1 protein-coding gene and 1 pseudogene are annotated in these 1,571 nt (G+C 61.9%); both read left to right on the forward strand.

Features of this window, described 5'->3' with window-relative positions; all coding sequences use genetic code 11:
• Positions 1-58: 58 nt before the first annotated feature.
• Positions 59-328: pseudogene (locus QZY01_RS13505) on the forward strand (transposase); the annotation flags it as partial.
• A gap of 64 nt (positions 329-392) precedes the next feature.
• Positions 393-1,496, forward strand: coding sequence for an IS1595 family transposase (locus tag QZY01_RS13510; protein WP_294537857.1), 1,104 nt, complete (start codon positions 393-395; stop codon positions 1,494-1,496).
• Positions 1,497-1,571: the final 75 nt, after the last annotated feature.

Consider the following 1,571-nt stretch of genomic DNA (forward strand, 5'->3'; position numbering starts at 1 on the left):
CATACACCCACTAGGGGTAGATTTTGTGCGTGTGCAAGCGGATGAGAAAAGCTAGCCCATGGACGTTCTCGACCGCGCCGAACTTGCGTTTCCGAAATCCCTCCCTGAATTCCAACGGCTCTTCCCCGACGACGCGGCCTGCGCTGGCTATCTTGAAAAGGCCAGATGGGCCGAGGGTTTCATCTGCCCACATTGCCGGGAAATCGGCGAACCATTCCGTCTCGCCGCGCGCCCGGGCGTCCTGACCTGCCGCAAATGCCGCCGCCAGACGGGCTTGATGGCGGGGACAGTCATGGAGCGCAGTCACACGCCGCTGAGCATATGGTTTGGCTCTCATGGCGTTTATTGTTGATATCGTCTATTGTGGACGCCAGTGACGTAGGGGGCCCACCATGGACGTGGCGGAATTTGACGGCTGGCTGAGCGGGATCGCGGCGCTGACGCCGCCGCAGCGACGCCGGGCTTGGCAGGCGCTGGCCTTATTCGAGGCTTCGGATTGCGACGCCATCGAGATCGGGCCGCCTTTGGGTATGAACATGGCGGGCAGCGGCGCGCCCGCAGCGCCGTGCCAACCGCCGACCTTTGCTCCATCTCCGGTGGCGCCGCCGGTGAACCGGCTTGGCGTCGATATTGTCTCTGAACTTGGGCAACGCCGCGTGGACAGCATCGGTTGCCCGCATTGCGAGAGCAGCGATGTTGTGCGTTGGGGCAAGGCGAGCGCTCTGCCGCGCTACCGGTGCAAAAGCTGTCAGCGAACATTCAACGCGCTGACGAAAACGCCATTGTCGGGTTTACGCATGAAGGACAAATGGCCGGAACAGGCGCAGGCCATGATCGATTGCGTCAGCATCGCCGAGGCCGCGAAACGTTGCGACGTGGACTACACCACGGCCTTTCGCTGGAGGCATCGGTTTTTGGCTTCTCTGGCCGGCGACAAGCCCCAGGCGTTGTCGGGGATCGTCGAAGGCGACGAAACCTTTATTTTGGAATCGTTCAAAGGCAAGCGCTCCGGCATGCCGCGGAAGGCGCGCAAGAGAGGCGGCACATCGGCCAAGCGTGGGCTTTCCGCCGAACAGATTCCGGTCCTCGTGGCCCGAGACCGCCAGGGCGCGACCACGGATGCGGTGCTGCCGAAACTGAACCGCGTGTCGATTTCAGCGGCACTTGGCGGCATCGTCACATCAGCCAACGAATTCTGTTGCGACGGTGGCGCGGCGATTGTCGCCTTCGCCCGCAAGGCTGGCATCCCAACCCACATCCTGCCAATGCCCGGCAAGCCCAACCCGCAAGCACCCGATTTTCACATCAACAACGTCAATGCCTACCACGGCCGCCTCAAGGAATGGCTACGCCCCTTCCATGGCGTCGCGACGAAGAACCTGCCCAATTACCTTGGCTGGCGCCGCACTCTGGAGGCGCTGGGGCAAAAGGTCACGCCCGAGGATTTTATCTTCGGAGCTATCGGATTCGGCCCATATCAACGATCAACGCAATAAGAGCCTTCGCCAAACATCAACTCCCAAGCATCGCAACCGGACGCGCCGACCATGCGCGATCGCTCCAGCGACCTA

Origin of the sequence: uncultured Rhodoblastus sp., from assembly GCF_903903185.1 — a bacterium.
Classification (GTDB): domain Bacteria; phylum Pseudomonadota; class Alphaproteobacteria; order Rhizobiales; family Beijerinckiaceae; genus Rhodoblastus.

Coding starts and splice junctions, on each gene's coding strand:
- QZY01_RS13510 (WP_294537857.1), top strand. CDS start 393: ATGGACGTGGCGGAATTTGACGGCTGGCTGAGCGGGATCGCGGCGCTG.